The sequence below is a fragment of the Pelomonas sp. BJYL3 genome (assembly GCF_027257975.1).
Classification (GTDB): Bacteria; Pseudomonadota; Gammaproteobacteria; order Burkholderiales; family Burkholderiaceae_C; genus Roseateles_B; species Roseateles_B flavus.
In genome coordinates this window covers 1-17,979 of record NZ_JANZKX010000010.1, presented here as the reverse complement: position 1 = coordinate 17,979, position 17,979 = coordinate 1, and the positions used below count along the sequence as shown (strand labels likewise).

At 68.2% G+C, this 17,979-nt stretch carries 12 protein-coding genes; 10 read left to right on the top strand and 2 right to left on the bottom strand.

The window, feature by feature from the left end:
* Window positions 1-25 precede the first annotated feature (25 nt).
* From O9Y01_RS22505 to O9Y01_RS22460, 10 genes are all read left to right on the top strand, one after another.
* Entirely contained in the window at window positions 26-796 is a 771-nt protein-coding gene (locus O9Y01_RS22505; RefSeq protein ID WP_269633892.1) for an SURF1 family protein, read from the top strand.
* A complete protein-coding gene (locus O9Y01_RS22500) occupies window positions 780-2,150 on the top strand; it encodes an ATP-binding protein (RefSeq protein WP_269633891.1) in 1,371 nt (456 codons plus the stop codon). Before O9Y01_RS22505 ends, O9Y01_RS22500 begins: the two co-directional genes overlap by 17 nt.
* Window positions 2,140-2,679: a response regulator transcription factor gene (locus tag O9Y01_RS22495; RefSeq protein ID WP_269633890.1), complete on the top strand. Its 540-nt coding sequence runs from the start codon at window positions 2,140-2,142 to the stop codon at window positions 2,677-2,679. Before O9Y01_RS22500 ends, O9Y01_RS22495 begins: the two co-directional genes overlap by 11 nt.
* A gap of 266 nt (window positions 2,680-2,945) precedes the next feature.
* Window positions 2,946-4,511: a hypothetical protein gene (locus tag O9Y01_RS22490; protein WP_269633889.1), complete on the top strand. Its 1,566-nt coding sequence runs from the start codon at window positions 2,946-2,948 to the stop codon at window positions 4,509-4,511.
* 352 nt (window positions 4,512-4,863) lie between these two features.
* On the top strand, window positions 4,864-6,186 hold the full coding sequence (locus O9Y01_RS22485) for an efflux RND transporter periplasmic adaptor subunit (protein WP_269633888.1): 1,323 nt from the start codon (window positions 4,864-4,866) through the stop codon (window positions 6,184-6,186).
* Between the two features lie 7 nt (window positions 6,187-6,193).
* Complete coding sequence (locus tag O9Y01_RS22480; RefSeq protein ID WP_269633887.1) at window positions 6,194-8,245, top strand: ATP-binding cassette domain-containing protein; 2,052 nt, start codon at window positions 6,194-6,196, stop codon at window positions 8,243-8,245.
* Window positions 8,246-8,260: 15 nt separating this feature from the next.
* On the top strand, window positions 8,261-9,703 hold the full coding sequence (locus O9Y01_RS22475) for a TolC family protein (RefSeq protein WP_269633886.1): 1,443 nt from the start codon (window positions 8,261-8,263) through the stop codon (window positions 9,701-9,703).
* A 240-nt stretch (window positions 9,704-9,943) separates the two neighbouring features.
* Window positions 9,944-14,011, top strand: coding sequence for an RHS repeat-associated core domain-containing protein (locus O9Y01_RS22470; RefSeq protein ID WP_269633885.1), 4,068 nt, complete (start codon window positions 9,944-9,946; stop codon window positions 14,009-14,011).
* Window positions 14,011-14,586 (top strand): tetratricopeptide repeat protein, encoded by a 576-nt coding sequence (locus O9Y01_RS22465; protein WP_269633884.1) that lies wholly within the window; start codon window positions 14,011-14,013, stop codon window positions 14,584-14,586. Before O9Y01_RS22470 ends, O9Y01_RS22465 begins: the two co-directional genes overlap by 1 nt.
* 516 nt (window positions 14,587-15,102) lie before the next feature.
* Window positions 15,103-15,540, top strand: a complete 438-nt coding sequence (locus tag O9Y01_RS22460) for a hypothetical protein (RefSeq protein WP_269633883.1) — start codon at window positions 15,103-15,105, stop codon at window positions 15,538-15,540.
* 192 nt (window positions 15,541-15,732) lie between these two features.
* On the opposite strand, the gene O9Y01_RS22455 is transcribed toward O9Y01_RS22460, so the two are convergent.
* Together O9Y01_RS22455 and O9Y01_RS22450 are read right to left on the bottom strand one after the other, a co-directional pair.
* Window positions 15,733-17,019, bottom strand: coding sequence for a hypothetical protein (locus tag O9Y01_RS22455; protein ID WP_269633882.1), 1,287 nt, complete (start codon window positions 17,017-17,019; stop codon window positions 15,733-15,735).
* Between the two features lie 777 nt (window positions 17,020-17,796).
* Window positions 17,797-17,979, bottom strand: a 183-nt coding sequence (locus tag O9Y01_RS22450) for a hypothetical protein (RefSeq protein WP_269633881.1), incomplete at its 5' end; no start/stop codon positions are given.

Genomic DNA, 17,979 nt, shown 5'->3' with positions numbered 1-17,979 from the left:
GAGCCATGCCGCCGATCCAGCTGCCATGAACCAGCCGCCCACCTTCGCCGCCCCGCACCGCCCCTCGTGGCGGCTGCTGGCGGTGACGCTGGGCGGCCTCGTCCTGATCGGCGTCTTCCTGGCCCTGGGCCTCTGGCAGGTCCAGCGCCTGGCCTGGAAGGAGGCGCTGCTGGCCCGCATCGAGGCCAGCCAGCACGGCGATCCCCAGCCGTTGCCTGCGCCGCAGGACTGGCCCCGTGTCCAGCGTGACACGCACGAGTACCAGCGCCTGCAGCTGTCCGGCCACTTCGATCATGGCCGCGAGACGCGGGTCCAGGCCAGCACCGTGCTGGGCTCGGGCTGGTGGGTGCTGACGCCGCTGCGAACCCCGGACGGCCGCTGGGTGCTGGTCAACAGGGGCTTTGTCGATGCCGAGCACCGCGATCCCGCCACCCGGCCCGAGCCGCAGGGCGAGGTGACGCTGCTGGGCCTGCTGCGCCTGACCGAGCCCGAAGGCCGGCTCTGGCAGCACAACGACCCCGGCACGGGGCGCTGGTATTCCCGCGACGTCGAGGCCATCGCCGCCGCACAGCAACTGCCGGGCGAGGTGGCGCCGTTCTTCGTGGATGCCAGCGAGGGCGCCGAGGGCCAGTGGCCGCGCGCCGGGCTGACCGTCCTGGCTTTCAGCAACAATCACCTGATGTACGCCCTGACCTGGTTCGCGCTCGCGGCCATGGTGGCCGGGGCGCTGGTGTTTGTGTGGCGCTTCGAGAGGCGCCGAGTCCCTGGAGCGGCCTCTGTTGGATCCGACACTTGAAGCGCATGAGCAGGCCGAGGTGGCCCACCTCGGTGCGGCGGGCCGTGCCTCGGAAACGCTGGCCGGCCGGCGCAACCTGCTGCAGCTGATCCAGCTGCGCTGGCTGGCCGTGGCCGGGCAGCTGGCCACGATCCTGGCCGTGCACTTCCTGCTGGCCATCCGCCTGCCCCTGGTCGAGATGCTGACCCTGCTGGGTGCGCTGGCCCTCTTCAACGTGGCGAGCTGGCTGCACAGCCGCAGCGGGCGTGACGTCAGCAACGGCGCGCTCTTCGGTGGCGTGCTGATCGACGTGGCCGTGCTCAGCGGCCAGCTCTACTACAGCGGCGGCATCACCAATCCCTTCTGCTTTCTCTTCCTGCTGCAGATCGCGGTGGGCACGGTGCTGCTGAGGCCCGCCTACATCTGGGCCATGGTCTTCATCGCCAGCGTCAGCTTCATGACGCTGACCCATGTCTACCGGCCCGTGGCGCTGCCGGACGTGGACGTGCCGGCGCTCTCCGTGCATTTCATCGGCGGCCTGCTGCTGTGCTTCCTGCTCAATGCGGTGCTGCTGGTGGTCTTCATGCACCGCATCGTGCGCAACCTGCGCCAGCGCGACGCCAGCCTGGCCAAGCTGCGCCAGCGTGCGGCGGAAGAGGAACACATCGTGCGCATGGGCCTGCTGGCCTCGGGCGCGGCCCATGAGCTGGGCACGCCGCTGGCCACGCTGTCGGTGATCCTGGGCGACTGGGCCCGCATGGCGCCTTTTGCGGGCGACCCCGAGCTGCGCGAGGAGATCGAGGAGATGCAGCTGCAGCTCAAGCGCTGCAAGACCATCGTCAGCGGCATCCTGCTCTCGGCCGGCGAGGCCCGCGGCGAGGCACCAGCACAGACCCATCTGCACGCCTTCCTCGACGAGCTCGTGGCCCAATGGCGCCGCACCCGTCCGGCCAAGGCCCTGCACTTCGAGGCGCAGAACCTTCCCGACGTGCCCATGTACTCGGACTTCGCCCTGCGCCAGATGGTGGACAACGTGCTGGACAACGCCCTCGAAGCCTGCCCGGACGGCGAGATCACCCTGCGCGCCGAGCTTGAGCAGGACGGCGAGGTGCTCGCCCTGACCGTGCTGGACCAGGGGCCAGGTTTTGCCCCCGAGATGCTGGAGCGCTTCGGCAAGCCCTACCAGAGCAGCAAGGGCAAGCCCGGTGGCGGCCTGGGGCTGTTCCTCTCGGTCAATGTGGCCCGCAGCCTGGGTGGCAAGATCGAGGCCCGCAACCGCTGGGAAGGCGGGGCCGAGGTGGGCATGCGCCTGCCCCTGTCCAGCCTCAGCGTCCAGCGGCAAAGCCCATCCCTGAAGGACAAGCGTGGACGCTGAAGACCGCCTGCTGCTGATCGTCGAGGACGACGACAGCTTTGCCCGCACCCTGATCCGCTCCTTCGAACGGCGCGGCTATCGCGTGCTGCGTGCCGCCAACCTGGCCGAGGTCCAGGCGCATCTGGCCGAGCACCGCCCCGGCTTCGCGGTGGTGGACCTCAAGCTGGCCGGCGGCGACTCCGGCCTCGCCTGCGTGCAGGCCCTGCATGCGCACGACGAGGCCATGGTCATCGTCGTGCTGACGGGCTACGCCAGCATCGCCACCGCCGTCGAGGCCATCAAGCTGGGCGCCCGCCACTACCTGGCCAAGCCGGCCAACACCGACGACATCGAGGCCGCCTTCGACAAGGCCGAGGGCGATGCCGAGGTCGAGCTCACCGAGCGCACCACCTCCATCAAGACCCTGGAGTGGGAACGCATCCACGAGACCCTGGCCGAGACCGGCTTCAACATCTCCGAGACGGCCCGCCGCCTGGGCATGCACCGTCGCACGCTGGCGCGGAAGCTGGAGAAGCAGCGGGTGAAGTGAGGCGGGCGGGCACGGACTTAAGATGCGAGCCGCCTTGGTCTGACGGCTTAGCCCATGTTCCCGCCCACGCTCCCGCCTGATGCTTTCCTTCCCCGCCATCTGCTGGATGCGGAGGAGCGTGACCGCCGGGTCGCCAGGCGCGACCAGCTGTTCGCCCTGTGCTCGCCGGCGGAGCAGGCACTACTTGTGAAAATTGCGCGCTGGCACAGGCGAAGTCAGCCCCGGGTGCGGCTCGGCCATCCCCGTTTTATCGTGCGCAGGTGGCCATGCTGGACCGCCACTTGCATGACACGTACGCCAGCCTGCATGGGAAGCCGGTCCCGGCCGTGCCCCGTTGGCTGACATGGCTCGCACGAGTGGAGCGCTCGCTCAATGCCCTGAACGCCAGGAGGAAGCTGTGGCTGAGGGAACGCTTCCTGGCGCGCCTGTGGAAGGCCAGTGGCGAGGTTCCTGGCAACACGCTCTTCGGTGCCCTGTACGTCCTGCGCGCAGTGGACCCGCTCTGTGAGCTTGAAGGCCGGGAATCCGCAATCGGCAAGTCCTGGATTCGGCTTGCACAGGCCTGCCTGGAGGACATGCAGTCTCCGGCGGCAGAGCGCCTGGCCACCTTTCAGCGCTGCGCGGATCTGCCGGATGCCCTGGTGCCCAGGACGACGCGGCCCGATGAGCTGGACCGGCAGGCCTGGCCGCTGCTGGAAGGGCTGCTCGCGCAGGGAGCACCCGAGGCCTTGCAGCTGATCGATCTGCACTGGCGTCGGACCGGCACGGGCGTTCGCCTGGAGCCTCAGTGCCTGTTCCCTCAGGCGGAGACGCTCTGCAGTGTCGCGCGGCTGCTGCGGCCTGCGAGGCCAGCCATCGCCGCGCAACTGATGGGAGAGGGGCTGCTCTACACCGCCTACCAACTGGACTCGCAGGAAGCCGGGGGCACATTGCGACCCGTCCTGCAGCAGCTCATGGCAGCCATGGCCGAGGACCTGTTCTCGATGCTGCTTGCAGAACCTCCCCTGCCACTGCCGGACCAGGGCCAGTCGCTGCGGCGGCTCTTCAGATTCGGTGACCCCAACGCGACTTACTGGGCAAAGCTCCCCGCTCTTGCCCTTGCGCTGCAGTCCCGACTCGAGCCGGCCCAGGAGATGCTGGGCATGCAGCTGCTGGGACTGGTCGCGGCCTATGCCGACCCCGCGTCCGGGCTGCCTGGCGCGGCGATTGAACGGCTGGAGGCCTTGGCCGGCCAATGGCTGGCCGATGTTCAGAAGCCCAGGATGGAGTCCCTGCACGGGTGGCTGCGCAGTCTGCTGGGGTGCTTGACCGAGCGGCCGGCGAGCAACGATGCATGGCGACAATCCTCGCGGCGGTGGTTTCGCTGGAAGACCCAGGGCGATCTCGTTCTGCAGGAGCGCAACTCTGCCTTGCCCGCTGCGCCGGATTCGCCGGTGCTGACGATGGTCGACCGGGTGCTGGACGACTTCATGGATCGGGTGATTCGCGAAGTGCCTGGCGCAGCCCTGCGCCATCGGGTCACCCTGGTCCGTCATATTCCCCACGAAGGACTGAACCGCAAGCAGCATCAACGGCTGCGAGATGAGTTTGCGGCGTTGGCTACCGCGGACCCGTCGGCGGCTGGCGCGGCCATGGAGCGGGTGGCGGGCACTAGCGTGGACGAGAGAGATTCGGACTTGCCCTATCAGGCGACCTTGTGCCGAGAGACGCTGGACCTTCTACTGCCGACATTGCAGGCCCTCTCGCCAGCTGCCGCTGCCCAGGCACGCAGGGGACTGGACCTCAATCAGGGACTCGGCAGCCAGTGCGACTACTTCGACGACCTCTACTGACATCCACGACGGGAAGGGTGGCCTTGGGCCTGCCTTGCTGTCAGGCCGCGGCGAAGCTGGGCCCCCGTGCGGGCCAGTGGCCTCGCTGTGGTGCATGGGGGACCTCGACATGCCGGGGAGGGGCGTCAAATCCTCGCCAGCGTATCGCACGGGGTCAGGTCTTGCGCCAGCCGCCCAGCCCACATCGCCTCCGGTCCATCGCACGCCAGGACCTTTGGCACCGCTCCTTTGGCAGACTGTCCGGAACCTGCCTTTCGGCACCCCGGTCCTCGCCTTCTCGTCATTAGACTCCGGCTCCACACCGGGCCCCTGAGCAGGAGCCCTCGGACCGACAAGAACGACGGGAGAGACCGTGAGCGACAGCGCCTCCACCACCCTGGTGATTCCACCGGGCAGCCACCCCGCGGCCCCGCGCATTGCCGATGCGCCGTCCAGCCATCCGTTTGATCCGCCGGCACAGCCCGGTGAGCAGTCCGCCCCGCCGCAGGGGCCGGCACCGGCGCCGAGGCGGGTGCGCTCGCGCTGGCGCCGCTGGCGCACGCCGCTGATTGTCGCTGCCGTGCTGGCGGTGGTGGCCGGCGGCTGGCGCCTCACGCATCCGCCCAAGCCGACTGCCGCACCGCCTGTGGGCGAGGTCAAGCTGGCCGACATCACCCAGCTGGTCCAGGCCTCCGGCATCCTGCAGGCCCGCACCAAGGTGGACGTGGGCGCGCAGGTCAGCGGCCAGGTGCAGACCCTGCATGTGGAGCTGGGCCAGAACGTGAAGAAGGGTGACCTGCTGGTGAGTCTGGACCCCGAGATCGCCCGCAGCGACCTCGCCCAGGCCGAGGCCGCCGTGGCCCAGCAGAAGGCGCAGCTGGAGCGCATGAGGGTGGACATCGAGCTGACCCAGCGCGAGGTCCAGCGCCAGCAGCGCCTGCTTGCGGGCAGCGCCACCGCAGGCCAGGAGGCCGAGAACGCCCAGGCCCAGCTGGACAAGCTGCAGGCCGACTACCGCGGCCAGCAGGCCAGCATGCAGCGCCTGCAGGCGGACCTCGCCAAGCGCCAGCTCAACCTGGGCTACACCCGCATCACGGCGCCCATGGACGGGACCGTGGTCAACATCCCGGTGCAGGCCGGCCAGACCGTCATCGCCGTGCAGATCACGCCGGTGATGGTGACGCTCGCGCAGCTGGACACCATCACCGTGCGGGCTCGCGTGCCCGAGGCCGATGTGTCCGCGGTGAAGGTGGGGCAGGTCGCACGCTTCTCGACCCTGTCCGGCGAGGGCCGGCAGTACGAGGGCCGGGTCCGCGTGATCCAGCCGGTGCCCGAGCGCATGGGCAACGCCGTCTACTACAACGTGCTCTTCGAGGTGGACAACAAGGACCGCACGCTGCTGTCCGACATGACGGTGCAGGTGAACATCGAGACCGGCAGCGCGAAGCAGGTCCCGACCCTGCCCATGGTCGCCCTCGGCGAGCGCGATGCGCAGGGCCGCTACGAGGTGCAGCTCTACAAGCCCGGCAGCGAGCAGGACGCCGCCCACAAGCCGGAGATGCGCAAGGTGCGCATCGGGCTGCAGGACGGCGGCAAGGCCCAGGTGCTGGAGGGCGTCAAGCCCGGCGAGAAGCTGCTGCTGGCGCCTGTGGCCAAGAAGGCAGGTGACGGCGATGCCGGCGTGACCGTCGACTGAGGCCGCCATGAGCACATCGCAACCACACGGCACGCCCCTGATCGAGCTGCGCGGCGTGGCCCGCCGCTACGTGATGGGCAAGGCCGACGATCCCCAGGCCGTCATCGTGCCGGCGCTGCAGGGCGTGAGCCTGCGCATCGAGGCCGGCGAGTACGTGGCCATCATCGGCCAGTCCGGCTCGGGCAAGAGCACGCTGATGAACATCCTGGGCTGCCTGGACAACCCCAGCGAAGGCCAGTTCCTGATCGACGGGCAGGATGCCAGCGAGCTGGACGCCGACGAGCTCGCGGCCCTGCGGCGCGAGCGCTTCGGCTTCATCTTCCAGCGCTACCACCTGCTGCCCGGCATGGACGCGCAGGCCAATGCCTCGCTGCCGGCGGTCTATGCCGGCATCGGCACCGGCAAGCGCATGGGCCGTGCGGCCCGCCTGCTGTCGGACCTGGGCCTGGGCGAGCGCATGCACCACAAGCCCAACGAGCTCTCCGGCGGCCAGCAGCAGCGGGTGAGCATCGCGCGGGCCCTGATGAACGGCGGGCAGATCATCCTGGCCGACGAGCCCACGGGCGCGCTGGATTCCGCCAGCGGCCAGGAGATGCTGCGCCAGCTGGACGCCCTGCATGCGGCCGGCCACACCATCATCCTGGTGACGCACGACGCCAAGGTGGCGGCGCACGCGCGGCGCGTGATCGAGCTCTCCGACGGCCGCGTGCTGCGCGACAGCGGCACGCCCGCCGGCCACACCGTGCCCTCGGCCGCGCTGACCATGGCCTCGGGCCCGGGCAGCTATTGGGCGCACTGGCGCGGGCAGCTGCGCGAGGCGCTGAGCTCGGCCCTGGGCGCGCTCTATGCCAACCGGCTGCGCTCCAGCCTGTCCATGCTGGGCATCTGCATCGGCATCACCGCGGTGGTGTGCACGGCGGCGCTGGGCGATGCGGCACGGCAGGGCATCGAGGGCAATCTGGGCGCGGCCGTGGCGAGCAAGCTGTGGGTCTGGTCCGATCCGGCCAAGCTGGCACCCGGGGCGCTGCCGCGGGACTTCCGGCCATACGAGCTGGACGCCATCCGCGCCATCGAGGGCGTGCAGGACGTGCAGGGCGAGCGCCGCATGATGGGCGGCCTGCGCCACGGCACGCAGCAGGTCAACGGCCAGACCGTGGCCGCCACGACCGACACGCTCAAGAGCTACCAGCTGGCACTGGAGCTGGGCCGGGACTTCACCAGCGCCGACCTCCAGGCGCGTGCGCAGGTGGTGGTGATCAGCCATCGGCTCTGGCAGGACCTGTACAAGGGCAGGGCCTCGGCCCTGGGCTCGACGATGCTGATCGACATCCTGCCCGGGCCTGCGGACGGTGCCCAGCCGGGCGCGATGGCAGTGCCGCAGGTCGGCGCCGCGCTGCCGGTGCAGGTGATCGGCATCCTCAAGGAGAAGCGCGATGGTGACGGGGACGACGGCCGCTCGCCCAACCTCTACCTGCCCGTCAGCACCTACCTCAGCAAGATCGACGCCCGACCCGCGGTGGGCAGCTTCCGCGTGCTGGTGGCCAAGGGCTTCGATCCCTCCAGCATCGAGGCCCAGGTGAGGCACCGGCTGAAGGCGCTGCATGGCCAGCAGGACTTCGGGCTCTGGAACGGCGACGCCATGTTCCGCCAGGTCCAGCAGGTGATGGGCATCATCGCGGGCATCTTCACCGGCGTGGGCGCGATCGCGCTGCTGGTGGGGGGCGTGGGGGTCATGAACATCATGCTGGTCTCGGTGTCGGAGCGCACGCGGGAGATCGGCATCCGCATGGCCGTGGGCGCGCGGCAGAGCGACGTGCGCATGCAGTTCCTGATCGAGGCGGTGATGCTGTGCTGCCTGGGCGGCCTGGCGGGTCTGGGCCTGTCCTGGCTGGCGGCCCAGGGCGCGAATGCCGTGCAGGACAAGGTGACGCTGGACGTCAGCGGCAAGGCCGTGGCCCTGGCCTTCGCGGTCTCGGGCGGCATCGGCCTTCTCTTCGGCACGCTGCCGGCCCGCCGCGCGGCGGCGCTGAGCCCGGTCGATGCCCTGGCGCGTGAGTGAGTGGAGGCGCAAGACATGAAGAACAATGAACTGAAGTCCCCGGGCCTGCGCCTGTCCACGCTGGCCGTGGCCGCCGCGACCCTGGCCCTGCTGGGCGGCTGCGCGGCGACAGCCGATCTGAAGCGCCCGGTCGAGCCCGTGCCGCCGGCCCAGTGGCAGCACAGCCCCGAGTCCGCGGCCCAGGTCAGCGCCTGGTCAGCCGCGATGGACGAGGAGCTGCGCGCCTTCCAGCGCGAGGCCCTGGCCCGCAACCGCGACATCGCCCTGGCGGCGCTGCGGCTCAAGGACGCGCAGCGCCAGCTGGAGCAGCAGGGCCTGCGCCTGCAGCCCTTGGCATCGCTGGGCAGCTCGGCCAATCGCCCGCTGGACAGCGGCGGCAGCACGCGCACGGTGGATGTGGGCGGTGTGCCGGTGCCGGTGGAGACACGGGTCGGCTGGAGCCATAGCTACAGCGCCTCGCTCTCGGCGAGCTACGAGCTGGACCTGTGGGGCCGCCTGGCCGCCCGCGACCGCGGCCTGCTGGCCCAGCGTGAGCAGGTGCAGACCGACGTGGCCGCGGCTCGTGTGGTGATCGAGGCCCGCGCGGCGGAGATCTACTGGACGCTCGGCGCCCAGGAGCGCCTGCGCCCCTTGGCCCGCGATCAGCTGGAGGCGGCCGAGGAGCTGCTGGGCATCGTCAAGCTGCGGGTGCGCGAGGGCAAGCTGCTGCCGGTGGAGTCCGACCGCGCCGCGCAGTCCGTGCTGGCGGCCCAGCACCGCCTGGCCGACATCGAGGCCGAGCAGCAGCTGCAGGCCCAGCAGCGTGCGCTGTTGCTGGACCAGCTGGAGCAGCTTGCCTCGGCGGGCGCGCGCGGCCGCTTGCCGGACTCCAGCCCGCCGGCCTGGGCGCTGGGCTCGCCCGCCCAGGTCCTGGGCGCCCGCCCCGACGTGCAGAAGGCCCGTCTGCAGGTGGACGCCGCGCTGGCCCAGCTCTCGGTGGCCGAGGCCAGCCGCTATCCCGGCCTGAGCTTCAGCGCCTCCGTGGGCACGGGTGGTTCGAAGACCAGCGACTGGCTCAGCCAGCCCGTGCTGGCGCTGAGCTCCTCCCTGCTGATCCCCCTGATCGACTGGCGCCGTCTCAACCTGGAGCGCGATGGCGCCCGCAATGCCCTGGAGCAGTCCGCCCTGGGTCTGCGTGACACGGTCCACAAGGCCCTGGTCGACGCCGAAGGCCAGTGGACCCAGCGCGAGAAGCTGCAGCGTCAGACCGAGGCCCAGGCCCGGCGCGTGGCCGAGGCCCAGGAGAACGAGCGCCTGGCCGCGCTGCGCCTGGAAGTCGGCGCCATCGGCCGCCACGACTGGCTGCAGGCCCGCGTGGCCCTGCTGGAGGCGAAGCAGTCTCTTGTGCAGCTGCAGCTGCAGGCCTGGCTCAACCATGCGGCGCTGTATCGGGCGCTGGGTGGGGCGGTGCAGGGCTGAACTGCGCTGCTCCTTCGTTGATGGCCGGCAGGCTAATGCACTCCGCGATGGCAGCATGTTTCATTGACGAAGGATCATGGAATAACGCCATCATGAAGTGGGCTTGACGGCCCGCTGACCGCTGCAAGAATCGGCCCCCAACAAAAGGCGAGAAAGCCAGGGGGAGACGGAATGAAGATGCGCGAGGGAATGCCTCGGCCGTGGGCCGCAGGCCTGTGTGCACTGGCACTGCTTGTCACTGTGCCGCTGAAGGCCGAGGAGAAGAAGGCGCCGGTGAAGCTGGAGCCGGTGGAGCTCTTCGGCTTTTCCAGCGGCTCGTCCATGGGAGGCCTGGGCGGCTCGGGTTTCGGGAAGCGGCCGCAGGTGGTGCCCGCGCGCATCAGCGACGGCACACCCGACCCCCTGGCAGCACCGGCAGCTGCGCAGAACAGCAGCCTCTCGGATTGCAACAACCCCGTCACGCCGCATCCCGTGGTGGTGGCCACCGGCGAGAAAGTCCTGCTTGAAGAGGACTTCGTGACGCAGTCCCGTCATGGCGTGGACCTGAAGCGGACCTACCGCAGCAACGGGATCAGCGGCCGGCTGTTCGGCCCCAACTGGGTCTCCAGCCTGGAGGGCCGCTCCCTGCGCGGGGGCGCTTGCACGCCGGGTGCCCCGGCATGCAACCCGCAGCTGCTTACCTTGACCGAGCCCGATGGCGCCTATGTCGTGTATGAGCGCCAGGCCGATGGCTTCTATCTCGCGCGCGGCAATGCCGCGGCAGGCAGGGCGAGCTACGGCAACGGGGTTACCGGGTCCCAGTTGGTCACGCCGGTGTCCACCCTTGATTTCGACAGCGCGGGCCGCATCCTGGCCGAGCGCAATCGCGGTGGCGTGGCAACCCGTCAGTACACCTATGACACCAGCGGACGTCTGACCCAGGTCACCGGTCTCGGGGCCGCTCCGGTCCGCCTGACCTGGACGGACGACCGTGTGACCAAGGTCCAGGCTCCCAATGGCGCCTACTGGACCTTTGTCTATGACGCGGCCAAGCGCCTCGTGACCGTCAATGCGCCCTCGGTGGAATTCATCCCCGCCCGCACTGGTCAGAAGACCGCGGCCGCGACCCTGCAGATGTTGCCGCTGGACGTCAAGCGCTATCACTACGAGGACAGCCAGAACCCCAAGCTGCTGACCGGCTACACCATCGGCTCCACGCGACGCACCCGCTATGTCTACGACCTGCTCGGGCGGGTGAAGGAAAGCGGTTGGGACAATGGCGAGGAGAAGGAGCGCTTCGACTATGTCTTCACCAACAGCACCACGGTGACCAATGCGCAGGGCCTGAGCAGCGTCTACGTCTTCGAGGATGGGTCGAGCTCGCACAAGCTCCTGTCCGTCAGCAATCCAGCCACTGACAGCTGCCTGGCCTCAGTGGCCAGCAATACCTACGACAGCAACGGCTATCTGTCCAGCACCACGGACCGAAACGGCGTCAAGACGCTGTTCGTCTATTCAGCGGACGGGCGCATCCAGCGCAAGACGCTGGCTTCCGGGACGGCTGCGCAGGAGACGCTGGTCTACACCTGGCAGGGCACGGACCTGGTGGAGACGGCGAGGCAGGACGCGACCGGCGCCACCTACCTGCGCACCCGCTACAGCTACGTGGCTTCCGGCCCAGGCCTGGGCTGGCTGGCCTCGGTCACCCAGGACGATGTGGCCCGTGGCACGCGCCGGCAGATCAACACCAGCTACAGCTTCCATCCGAACGGGGCCCTGGCCCTCAAGACGACGGAAGAGGTGGGCCTGGGCAGTTCCACAGAAAGCTACGACGCGGCAGGCAATCTGCTGGCCCTCACGAACGTCAAGGGGCATCAGGTCAGCTATGCGGGGCACAACGGATTCGGCCAGCCCACGCGGGTGACGGACGCCAATGGCGTCGTCAGCACCCTGGAATACGACCTGCGCGGCCTGCCCACGCAGTCGTCCGTGGCAACGCCAACGGGCACCCGGGTCACGCGGATCTCCTACACCCTGGACGACAGGACCGTGGCCTTCGTGGAGCATCCCGATGGCAGCGTCGACAAGTACGACTACAACAGCGCCGGGCGCCTGATCCTGTCCGGCAAGGTGAACCCGGCGGCCCAGTATGTGTCGCATCAGCTGGACGTTGCCAACCGCCGGCTGACCGTCCGGCATCCGCGCCAGACCGCCAGCCTGAGTGGGGGCGTGCCGGTGGCCAATGCGGCCGGTGAATTCTCCTCGTCCACCCAGTTCGACAGCATGGGTCGCCCCTGGATCCGCACGGGCAACAACGGCCAGCGCCTGCAGTTCGGCTACGACGGCAATGGCAACATCAAGACCGTCAGCGACGCGGCCGGCCACCTGACCCAGTACGACTACGACGCCCGCAACCGCCTGTCTCGGCACACGGCGCCGGATGGGGGCCAGACCGCGTACCGCTACAACGCGGCGGGGCAGCTGGAATCCGTGAGCGATCCCCGCGGCCTCCAGACCAGCTATACCTACAACGGCTTCGGAGACCGCTTGACCCAGTCCAGTCCGGACACGGGGCTCACGAGCTACGCCCTGGACAGCTGGGGCCGTGTGCAGACCGAGACGCGGGCGGATGGCAAGGTCATCACCTACACCTGGGATGCCCTGGATCGCATGCTCAGCCGCAGCAGTGCCGGCCAGACGGAGCAGTTCGGCTACGACACCGGCACTTACGGCAAAGGCCGGCTGACCAGCATCACCGACGCCTCGGGCAGTACCACGTTCGAATACGGGCCGGAAGGCGAGCTGCTGCGGCAAACCAGCACCATCAACGGGCAGAGCCTCGTCCACAGCTGGGGCTATGACGCCCAAGGGCGCCTGAACAGCATGAGCTATCCCGGCGGGCTGCAGCTGAACTACGACTACGGCAGCTATGGCCTGCTCAGCAAGGTGCGCGCCACGCTCAATGGGCAAGCCCTGACCCTGGCGGACAGCTTCCTCTACCAGCCCGCCACCGGCCGGCCTTATGCCTGGCGCTACGGCAACGGCCTGCCGCGCCTCATCACCCTGGACAACGATGGCCGGGTGACCCAGCTCAGCAGCGGGGCGGCCCAGAACCTCGGCATCGGCTGGGCTTCCAACGACACCATCAGCCAGCTGAGCAACGGCCTCTTCCCCGCCTTGAACGCCACCCTGGCCTATGACGCCAACGACAGGCTCAAGACCGTGAGCCGCAGCGGCGACAGCCAGGGCTTCAGCTGGGACACCGTCGGCAACCGCAGCAGCAGCGACCGCCAGGGCGCCACGCTGAGCTACACCACCGCCGGCAACAGCAACCGCCTCAGCGCCGTCGGCGGTGGGCAATGGCGGAACTTCAGCTACGACGCAGTGGGCAATCTGCAATCAGAGTCCCGGTGGGATGGCTCGCGCAGCTATGGCTACGACGCCTTCAACCGGCTCAACAGCGTCACCGTGAATGGTGTGGTCAGCCAGTACCTCAGCAACGGCCTGAATCAGCGTGCCCAGAAGACGGCGGGTGGGGCTGTGACCCGTTATGCCTACAACACCGCCGGCCAGCTCCTGCATGAGGCCGCCAGCACTGCCACCAGCTATGTGTGGCTGGATTCGGAGTTGCTGGGCCTGGCTCGAAACGGCCAGTTCTTCACCGCTCACAATGATCAGCTGGGTCGCCCCGAGGCCTTGAGCAACAGTGCGGGTTCGGTCGTCTGGCGCGCCGAGAACAACGCCTGGGATCGCAAGGTCGTCCAGGACTCCGTGGGCGGACTCAACCTGGGCTTCCCCGGGCAGTATCTGGATGGGGAGACGGGGCTTTGGTACAACTGGCATCGATACTATGACGCGCAGATAGGGCGGTATACCCAATCTGACCCCATCGGCTTGGACGGGGGCATCAACACCTATGCATACGTCGAAGGCAACCCGCTGAGCTTCGTTGACCCCGACGGGTTGGTCCCGATTTATCGAGGTGAAGGCGTCGTGATGCAGTCCTACCCTGGTCCGCAAGCCGGGGGCATTGAGCATGCACGCTGGGGCCCTGGGGGAAACTACCATGTCCACTTGTTCGACAAAGAAGGGCGCGAGGCGCGGATATCCACGGAAACGTGGAAGCCGCTGACGCCGGAGGACGCGAAGGTGTACAACCAGAGCAAGCAGATGCAGCGCGCTTGCGCTGACCTGACCGAGGGCGAGAAGAAGTTCCTCGACCGGGTCAATCGAAATGTCTTCCACCGTGGTGGTCCAAGCGTCAATCAACTTCTACGACTTGGCGGATGGCGCGGTCGTGGAGGTGGTCCTAAACAGCCAGGTGATTGATGAAACCATCAGCTCAGTTTCTGGAGGCGATGGCGGCATACGACGCCGACAATGAGTCGCTGGCCTTGCGCTTGATGGAGCGATGTGCCGAGGCAGGCGACCCGGTGGCCTGCTATATGACAGCGCTTTGGTACAAGAACGGTGAAGGTGCACCTCCAGATTCCATGCTTTGCACGTATTGGTTGCAGCGCCTTGAACAGCTCGCGGAAGACGGCAACCTGGTAGCTCAGTATGAGTTGAGCGGCATGCACCGATGGGGCGACCTGCTGCCCCTGAATGTCGAACTAGCCAACCGTTGGCTTGAGCGTGCAGCCGAAGGGGGCTACGGTGAGGCGCAGCACCACCTGGCCTGGTACTACGAGTTCGGCGAGTACGACTACCCCGCCGATAAGGTGGCAGCGGAAAGCTGGTATCAAAGGGCGTTTGAGCAAGGGCATCCCGAGACGCTGTACCTGGTCGCCATCCGGCAATTCAAGGATGGCAAGCCGACCGAGCCTGCGCTGGAGTTGCTGCGCAAGGCTGCTGACAAAGGGTTCAAGCAGGCCGAGCATGTTCTGCGCTCCCTCACGCATTGAGCTTGAAGGTAGGCGGCCAGCCTTGCCGTTCGACGCCCGACTTGAGCGGTGTCTGCCGTGGGCCAGGCTGGCACGGTGACAGCAGAGGGCGACCCGCGTCCTTCGCCGGGAAGGGCGGAGCCAGCGATGTGACGGTCCGACGTGCTGCGCATGGTTCTGATGCTCCTGCATGCTTCAGGGCGGCCGATGGAGTGCGCAATGGCCTCACGCACGTCGGCTCGGACATTCGAGGCGCCACCAGAGTGGCCGACGTTGTTCATTCGAGTGGACGGTCCCTGCGCCCGTTGCCGGGTCTTAGGCCGAGTTCCCATCCCAAGTCACTTGACGCTACGACGGGCCCATGAGCCTGACGTGTCGGGTCCCGGCTGCTCATCACCCGGTGGCCGACAGCCAGATTCAAAGCGGCGGGGGCGGCCTTGCTGGGCGCATGGCGTATGTCCGATCCGCCAACTGCCGGGAACCCCGGTCCCTGGCAGACCTTCTATCCAAAAGGCCAGTGATATGAGAGCCGTTCGTATGTCGCTCGTGACTGCAGCCGGGGTGCTTGTGCTTCTTGCCGTGGGAGGCTTGATGCTGATGAAGCCGCAGAAGCCGTCGAGTAGCGCGACTGTCTACACCCTCGATACGATCGAGCTCGCGCGTCAGGAAGCCCTCGCCAGAGGGGGGGACTGCTCCGCGGCGCTCCAACTTGCGCACCACTACAGCCTGGGGCGCAATCAATCTGCCGAGGCGATTCCATGGCTACGCCTGGCGTCGAAATGCCAGTCGCCTTCGGTCATGGCCGAGTTGGCGATGCTGCTGCTGGGGGCCGAACCCTTTCCGGCTGTCGAGTCCGAAGTGCTGGCGCTGACGGCCCGCATGGCTCCGATGGACCCTCAGCAAGCGGACGCCGTTAGGGCGGAAGTTGACCTCGCCCGGAAGCGCTGGCAAGGGCGTGCACCGTCTGCTCCATAGGCTTTCGTCTTCAGACAACCCCCACCTGCCTCATCTTGCGGCACTCCAGGCCCAGCCCCGTAGGCATCGGGGCTGTGGCGCACGGTCCCGAGGCCGTCCCCAGACTTGTCCACAGAAGTTGTGGACGCCTGCGCCCCAGGGGGTGTGCCCCGGGGCGCAGGCTTCAGGCGGTGTCTCGTCAACACCCCGGGCTTACTTGCCGGGCATGAAACCCAGCATCCACGAGAAGTCCACCGGTTCCCAGTGGCGGCCCGGGATGGTGGGCGGAATCACGGGCTTGCCGATGGACGGCCCATTGCCGATGGGGCCGCCATTGCCGGTGCCCGGCGGATTCAGGGCCACGTTGATGGCCGCATAGCCGTGGCAGGTGATGCAGGAGGCCTGCTGGGGCAGGACCTGGGCATTGAACTCGACGAAGGAATTGCCGAGCTTGCCCTTGCTGGCGAGCGGCTGCTCATACTGCGTCTGCGTGCCCACGAGGCGGTAGTTGCGGAACTCGGGCGGCAGGCCGGCCTGGTCCATCAGGTTCGTCAGGTTCTTGGTGGCCGCGGTGGCCTGGCCCGTGCTGAGCGCCGGGTTGGAGCCCCAGGGGTCATTGCAGGACGAGTAGAGCGAGGGCTTGCAGCGGTTGGGGTTGGTCACCGGCGATTGCGGCTCGAAGGTGGCCCACAGCCAGTTGGGGTAGAGCTTGGACGAGATATGCACGCCGACCAGGGCGTAGCAGACGCCGTCGATGTTCTGCACATAGACCCCGGCCGGCTTCTTGTCGCTGCAGTTGAAGAAGCTGGCGGCGTTGAGCGAGCTGGCGGCAATCCAGTCGGCCTTGATCTCCACGGCTTCCTTGGGGAAGTCCAGCGGCTTGCCGGTCGTGGCGATGTAGTCGGCCTGGCCGGTCCGCGTGGTCAGCGTCGCCCCCGGCTTGCCGCCGGGCGGCGCGGTGACGAAGGCCGCCTCGCTGGCATTCACGTAGACCTCCTCGCAGAACTGCGGATTGGCGCCGAGATTGCCTGGCACGAAGGGCAGCAGGGACTTGGGCGTCTGGCTGGACTTGGACGTCATGGGCTGGCAGCCCGGCAGGCCGCTGGCGGCGGTGCTTGCGGCAGGGGTGTGCAGCTTGCCGCGGGTCGCCAGCAGGCTGATGGCGTGGCTGAAGCGCTTCTTCTCCTCGCCGGTCTTGCAGCCCGGTGCACCGGGGTTGAGCCAGCAGGTCTGCTCCGTCCAGGTCTCCCAGTTGAGCTTCTGGCCCCCGGGCGTGTTGACCGTGCAGTGGGCGGCCACGAAGAGTTGCCAGGCGGTCTCCTCCTGCGTGGCGGCGGGCTTCAGGGGCAGGCTGCAGGCAGCCGGCGATGCGGTGGCGGGCATGCTTTGCGCCGCGGCAGGTCCCTGGCACAGCGCGAGGGCCGCCGCCGCCAGCGTGGCATGCGCGATCGAAGGACGCGAACGGCGCGCGGCACGTGAAGGCATCGACAGGGCTTGCATGAGATTCATCGTGGGTCTCCCAAGTGTTGACAGCAGACGTCTTGTAGATAGGCGTTCCCGCTGCGGACGAACACCAGGACGCACCAACTGGTGCGCTGCTGATGCCAGCGTGCGCAGGGACGCCGTCCCGGCCGCTGCGGCAGGGTTCAGCCGTGCCCGCGGTCCGCAGGCTCGCATGGGGGCAGGGGAAGGGAATCTGTAAGTGCTGACAGGCCGCCGACACCCCGCACCACCTGCAGGCGCGGCGGCTGGTGCCTCAGGGGGCCTTGCACAGGGCGTCGGCGAGGGGCAAGGGCTGTGCTCCCGGGCCGAGGCGCGGGGCTGCAGGATCTCGAACTGATCCACGTCGCTGTCGCGGAGCCGCCTCACTTCCGGGTTCTGACGATGCACGGCGGCCTTGCTTGAGATGCGGTTTCATGATCCCGATGCCCAGGGCGCCCGAGGCAGTCCCCTCGCGAGATCCGGTGCGGACCTCACAGGCGACTAACTGAAGGACATGCGCCAGACGGTCCCCTGCTGACCTCGGCGTGCGAGGCCTGGCGATGCGGCGACGTGTCGACGTCATGCACGAGGCGACCCTGCGCAAGAGAGCGTCGCGTGCACAGGTCTTCAAACCAGGCCACCCACAACGCGGGCTCCATGTGGGCTCCGAACACGATGCCTCGTGGCTCAACCAAGGCCCAGAGGGACTTCGCTTCGTGCTGTGCGCCGAAGCATCGGGGAAGGTCATGCGCTCCCAGCCCTCCGGGCAGGGACTCGGCTGCCTGCATCAGGCCTTCACGCCTCCATGGGGTGGTCGTACCGAAGCTTCAGTGTGGCGCTGCGGTTCATCGGGACTGAATCGCCCCGGGTTTCGAGGAGGCTCCAACTCTGGAGAATGGAGCCATGAAGAAGTCCCCGAAGTTTTCGCCCGAGGTGCGTGAGCGCGCCGTGCGCATGGTGCTGGAGCACCGAACAGAG

Excerpts from the sequence above, each read along its gene's own strand:
- O9Y01_RS22505 (WP_269633892.1), top strand. The coding sequence starts at position 26 with ATGAACCAGCCGCCCACCTTCGCCGCCCCGCACCGCCCCTCGTGGCGG.
- O9Y01_RS22480 (WP_269633887.1), top strand. The coding sequence starts at position 6,194 with ATGAGCACATCGCAACCACACGGCACGCCCCTGATCGAGCTGCGCGGC.
- O9Y01_RS22455 (WP_269633882.1), bottom strand. The coding sequence starts at position 17,019 with ATGCAAGCCCTGTCGATGCCTTCACGTGCCGCGCGCCGTTCGCGTCCT.
- O9Y01_RS22490 (WP_269633889.1), top strand. The coding sequence starts at position 2,946 with ATGCTGGACCGCCACTTGCATGACACGTACGCCAGCCTGCATGGGAAG.
- O9Y01_RS22460 (WP_269633883.1), top strand. The coding sequence starts at position 15,103 with ATGTCGCTCGTGACTGCAGCCGGGGTGCTTGTGCTTCTTGCCGTGGGA.
- O9Y01_RS22465 (WP_269633884.1), top strand. The coding sequence starts at position 14,011 with ATGAAACCATCAGCTCAGTTTCTGGAGGCGATGGCGGCATACGACGCC.
- O9Y01_RS22475 (WP_269633886.1), top strand. The coding sequence starts at position 8,261 with ATGAAGAACAATGAACTGAAGTCCCCGGGCCTGCGCCTGTCCACGCTG.